Genomic DNA, 4,500 nt, shown 5'->3' on the forward strand with positions numbered 1-4,500 from the left:
CATTTTGCTCTCCTGTCGCGTTAAACACCTTATCTCGGTGTCCACGAAACCGGCAGCAGCTCATCCAGCGGTTTTGTGCTCCGCAAGGTCTTCTACACCGTGCCCTCCCGGATGATCGGGCAGCGGTTGCGCGTGCGTCTCTATGATGACCGGCTCGAATGCCTTCTCGGCGGCAGTCGCGTGCTCACCCTGGTCCGCGGTCGCGCTGACCAAACCAGCGGCAAGCATCATCATGTCATCGATTATCGTCATGTGATCCAGGCACTGCGCCGCAAGCCGGGTGCCCTGCGCAATCTGATCTATCGCGACCAGTTGTTCCCGCACCCGGCCTATGCCCGCGCCTACCACGCGCTGGCCGAACGCCGATCCGACAAGGCCGCCTGCAAGATCGCCGTCGAACTGCTCGCCCTCGCGCATGATTGCGCCTGCGAAGCCGAACTCGCCCGCGTGCTCGAGACCGAACTCGACACCGGCCGTCTCCCCAGCCTCGATCTCCTGCGCGAACGCTTCCGGCCCGTCTGCGCCAGTGGGCCGACAGTCATGATCGAGCCTGTGTCGCTCGGGCTGTACGACCAATTAGGCACCATTAACCACGGAGATCTCGCATGAACCCCAATCCCACGGCTGACGCCGCACGGCTCGCCTTTCTGCTCGGCGAACTTCGCCTGCCCACCATCAAATACCTCTGGCCCGATATCGCCGTGCAATCAGATAAAAACGGCTGGCCAGCAGCTCGCTTCCTCACCGCTCTGGCCGAGCACGAAGTCGCCGATCGCGAACGGCGTCGTATCGAACGTCATTTGCTTGATGCCCACCTGCCCATTGGCAAATCTCTCGATAATTTCGACTTCAATGCCGTGCCCGTCATCAGCAAAGCCCATATCACCGCTCTCGCAACAGGTAACGCCTGGATCGAAACCGGCGCCAACTGCCTCGTGTTCGGCCCGCCCGGCGTGGGCAAGAGTCATCTCGCGGCGGCCATAGGGCGCGCGCTGATCGAGGCCGGATACCGTGTCCTATTCACCCGCACCACAGATCTCGTCCAACGTCTGCAAATCGCGCGGCAGCAACTTACCCTCGAAGCCGCCATTACCAAACTCGATCGCTACCACCTGATCATCCTTGATGACATCTCCTACGTCACCAAGGACCAAGCCGAGACCTCGGTGTTATTCGAACTGATCAGCCGACGATACGAACATCGCTCAATCCTGATCACCGCCAATCAGGCATTCGGTGAGTGGAACAAGATTTTCCCAGATCAGGCTATGACTTTAGCCGCCGTCGACCGCCTCGTTCACCACGCCACCATCCTCGAAATGAACGTCGAAAGCTACCGGCGCCGCACCGCCATCGAACGAAAAAAAGCCACAGGCGGACCCACCACCCGCCAATCCCCCAAAGCATCTTCCTGATTGCCGCCCCGCGTCAATCAAGTTGATAATCGCCCTTGCAACCAAAACAAAACACGATATCCTGCCCCACATCGCGGTCAGTTTTTTATCACGCTGATTGACGGTTTTTCTCACCCTGTTTGTCGCGCCACACGCAGTGGCAAAACCAACTTTTCTCGCGCTTTGGGTGGACCATCACCAAATGGACACGCTGGATCGACTAGCCGCCACATTCAGTGCAAAACACATTTGCCGCACGGTCAAAACTGCGCAGGAGCAAGACGCCATGGACCAATTCATCGATCCAACCCGCGAGCAATTTGCTGATTTTCAGGCATTGCCACGCAATGGCACGATCCACATGCTCAACCTCGTTCGCTTTCGGGACCGGGCGGTGTATCCGGATGGGCGGCATATATCCGGCGCTGAGGCATATCGGGCCTACGCCCGCGAGAGTGGTCCGATATTCAGTCGGGTTGGTGGTCGGCAGGTTTGGCTCGGTCGGTTCGAGCACACGCTGATTGGGCCGACCACGGAGCGCTGGGATGCAGTGTTCATCGCTGAATATCCCTCGATTGCCGCTTTTGTCGCCATGGTGCGTGACCCCGCCTATCGCGACGCCGTAAAACATCGACAGGCCGCCGTCGAAACATCACGATTGATCCGCCTCGAGCCGCGCTTTGCCGGCGGGAACTTCGGCGAAGCGGGATGAGGTCTCCCGGCGCCGATTGACCTGCGCAAGCTCACGAATATTTTATATTCAATGACCGTAACCTGAGAGTCGCTTGATGCGAACGGTGAAAGGGCGAGAACCATCTCGGCCTCGATCTCAAGGAGAATACGACTTGAAACTTCACACTCTGATCTTCCCCGCAGCGTTGGCATTCGTCGCCATCGGTCCCTCGGCGTTTGCCGCAACGACAGCCCACCCTGCTCCCGCGAAGGTGGCGTCTTGGAAGCTCTATTTCCGGTCACATTCGCTCGGCTTTCCAATGCTGTTCCGCGCCCACCATCCCGGTCCGGGCTGGGTGCTGCGCCGCGCTAAAGTGCTTAATCTGACGCCCGCGCAGATCAAACAGGAAAAGATATTGGCTATGGGCATGGTCGACGCCACCAGATCAGCTGTCGCCCTCCTGCAGGCCAAATACGCCCAATATGAGAAGGACGCCGCGCAACAAAATCCCAGCTTGCAGCAAATCACTGCTGATATTGATGCCGTCGGCAAGGCCCAAACTAATGTTGGAATGGCGATGGTCCCCTATCATTTGAAGGCTTATGCAGCGCTGAATTCAAACCAACAGGCAATCTTCCGCACAATCGTGCCCGCTGCGACCATGCATCATTGATGAATGGCGCGTTGCCCGTCGTGCCGGAGCAGGGCAATCAATGGCTCGCCAGCCTTGATCCTGCGCGTCGGGCACGCGACAAGAATGTTGCTCGTGTCTACCTTGGCATTTGCCTGAGTGGTCATTAGTTGGAATTGGCATCCCAGACCCAACCACGGAACCGGCGTCACGGTTCAATCATTAACCCTGCCGTCCGCCATTCGGGTAGTCCATCTTCCAGGCGGCGAACCTCGAAACCCTGCGCCCGCAGGAGCGCGACGGCTTCAACCGCGAACACGCAATATGGCCCGCGGCAATAGGCCACGATTAACCGATCGCGCGGTAAGCTCACCATCTGAGCTTCGAGCTCGCTAAGTGGGATATTGATGGCGGTGGGGATATGCCCCTTTGCATATTCGTCGTCGGGGCGGACATCGAGGAGCAATACGTCATCCGCTTTGATCCGTGCCAGTAACTCGGCGCGCGTTAGTGGCTCCAGCATATCCCGTTTGCCGAAATAGTTGGCCATGACAAGCTGGATTTCCGCGCTATTGCGCTCACCAATCCGGCCCAACGCGCTCAGTAGAACGATCACATCCGTCTCACCGACCAGATGATAGATCATGCGCTTTCCCGCGCGGCGCGGCTCCGCAAGACGCGCCTTGCGCAGGATTTGCAAATGTCGCGAGGTGTTCGCAATCGACAGGCCGGTTCGCATCGCCAAGTCCTCAACGCTGAGTTCCCCCTGCGCCAGATGCTCGAGAATATCCAGCCGACTTGCATGGCCAATCGCCTGGGCGATGTCGGCAAGGCCCGCAAAAATGCGGTGTTTCGGACTGGGGCTTGACATCACGGTGAGTTCACTCAATCATTCAACGAATAGAGTGATTGAACACGATCAACGCCATGTCAAGATCACCCACGTTGAACATCGTGAGTAGAGGGAGAACGCCCATCACCGCCAGCCTATCAGAATTACGGCGCGGCATCCGGCTGAACAAAGGTCAGTTCGGGTTGCAGGCGTGCCAGGTGTTCTTCGTTGGTCTGATTATCGGCATGGAGCGCGCTGTCTTGCCAACGCTGAGTGCGGATTTCGGCGTAAAGCCCGGTGCGTTCTTGTTCCTTGCCAGCTTCGTGCTCTCGTTCGGTTTGGTGAAGGGGGTGCTCAATCTTGTCGCGGGAACCTTGTCTGACCATTACGGTCGCAAACCCATTCTCATTGCGGGCTGGCTTGCCGGTGTGCCGATCCCGCTGCTGATTTACGCCGCGCCGAACTGGTGGTGGATTATCGCGGCCAATATTTTTCTGGGTATCAACCAGGGTTTTACCTGGACCATGACCGTGACCAGTCAGATCGATTTGGCGGCGAGCCATCAGCGCGGTCTCGCGGTGGGGATTAATGAGGCCGTTGGCTATATCGCTGTCGGGTTGGCAGGGTTTGTTGCCGCTGATCTCTCCCTGGCTTACGGGCCACGAATTGCCCTGCTCTGCTTTGGTTTGGCGACCATTGTGGCGGCATTGGCCTTATCTACCATGCTTCGCGACACGTTGCCCTGGGTTCGGGCGGAGCATGCGCAGAGCGCGCAACCGGCAGAACCCTTGCCCGCTCCAGGCTGGGGTGCGGTCTTTATGCGGGTCTCGTTCCAGGACCAGGCAACACGCGCGCTGTGCCAGGGCGGCGTGGTCAACAAGATCGCCGATACGCTGGTCTGGGTTCTGTTCCCGATATTATTCCAAAGGGCAGGGCTTAAGCTTAGCATGATTGGGCTGATCACCGGACT

The 4,500-nt window shown here is 58.4% G+C and carries 6 protein-coding genes; 5 read left to right on the plus strand and 1 reads right to left on the minus strand.

Features of this window, described 5'->3' with window-relative positions; all coding sequences use genetic code 11:
• The first annotated feature begins 75 nt into the window (after positions 1 to 75).
• The 4 genes from ACYUCQ_RS16100 (at position 76) to ACYUCQ_RS16115 (ending at position 2,740) form a co-directional block, all read left to right on the plus strand.
• Positions 76 to 609, plus strand: a complete 534-nt coding sequence (locus ACYUCQ_RS16100) for a hypothetical protein (RefSeq protein ID WP_460255572.1) — start codon at positions 76 to 78, stop codon at positions 607 to 609.
• Positions 606 to 1,415, plus strand: coding sequence for an IS21-like element helper ATPase IstB (gene istB, locus ACYUCQ_RS16105; RefSeq protein ID WP_460255573.1), 810 nt, complete (start codon positions 606 to 608; stop codon positions 1,413 to 1,415). Before ACYUCQ_RS16100 ends, istB begins: the two co-directional genes overlap by 4 nt.
• 265 nt (positions 1,416 to 1,680) lie before the next feature.
• A complete protein-coding gene (locus ACYUCQ_RS16110; RefSeq protein ID WP_460255574.1) occupies positions 1,681 to 2,106 on the plus strand; it encodes a DUF1330 domain-containing protein in 426 nt (141 codons plus the stop codon).
• Positions 2,107 to 2,272: 166 nt separating this feature from the next.
• Positions 2,273 to 2,740 (plus strand): hypothetical protein, encoded by a 468-nt coding sequence (locus tag ACYUCQ_RS16115; protein ID WP_460255575.1) that lies wholly within the window; start codon positions 2,273 to 2,275, stop codon positions 2,738 to 2,740.
• Positions 2,741 to 2,906: 166 nt separating this feature from the next.
• Here the strand turns inward: ACYUCQ_RS16115 and ACYUCQ_RS16120 are convergent, their stop codons facing one another.
• The gene (locus ACYUCQ_RS16120) at positions 2,907 to 3,569 is read right to left on the minus strand and encodes an ArsR/SmtB family transcription factor (protein WP_460255576.1); all 663 of its coding nucleotides are present in this window, start codon (positions 3,567 to 3,569) and stop codon (positions 2,907 to 2,909) included.
• Between the two features lie 83 nt (positions 3,570 to 3,652).
• On the opposite strand from ACYUCQ_RS16120, the gene ACYUCQ_RS16125 reads away from it, so the two are divergent.
• The coding region (locus ACYUCQ_RS16125; protein ID WP_460255577.1) for an MFS transporter at positions 3,653 to 4,500 on the plus strand (848 nt) is incomplete at its 3' end.

This window comes from Acidiphilium sp. MT5 (assembly GCF_054767495.1).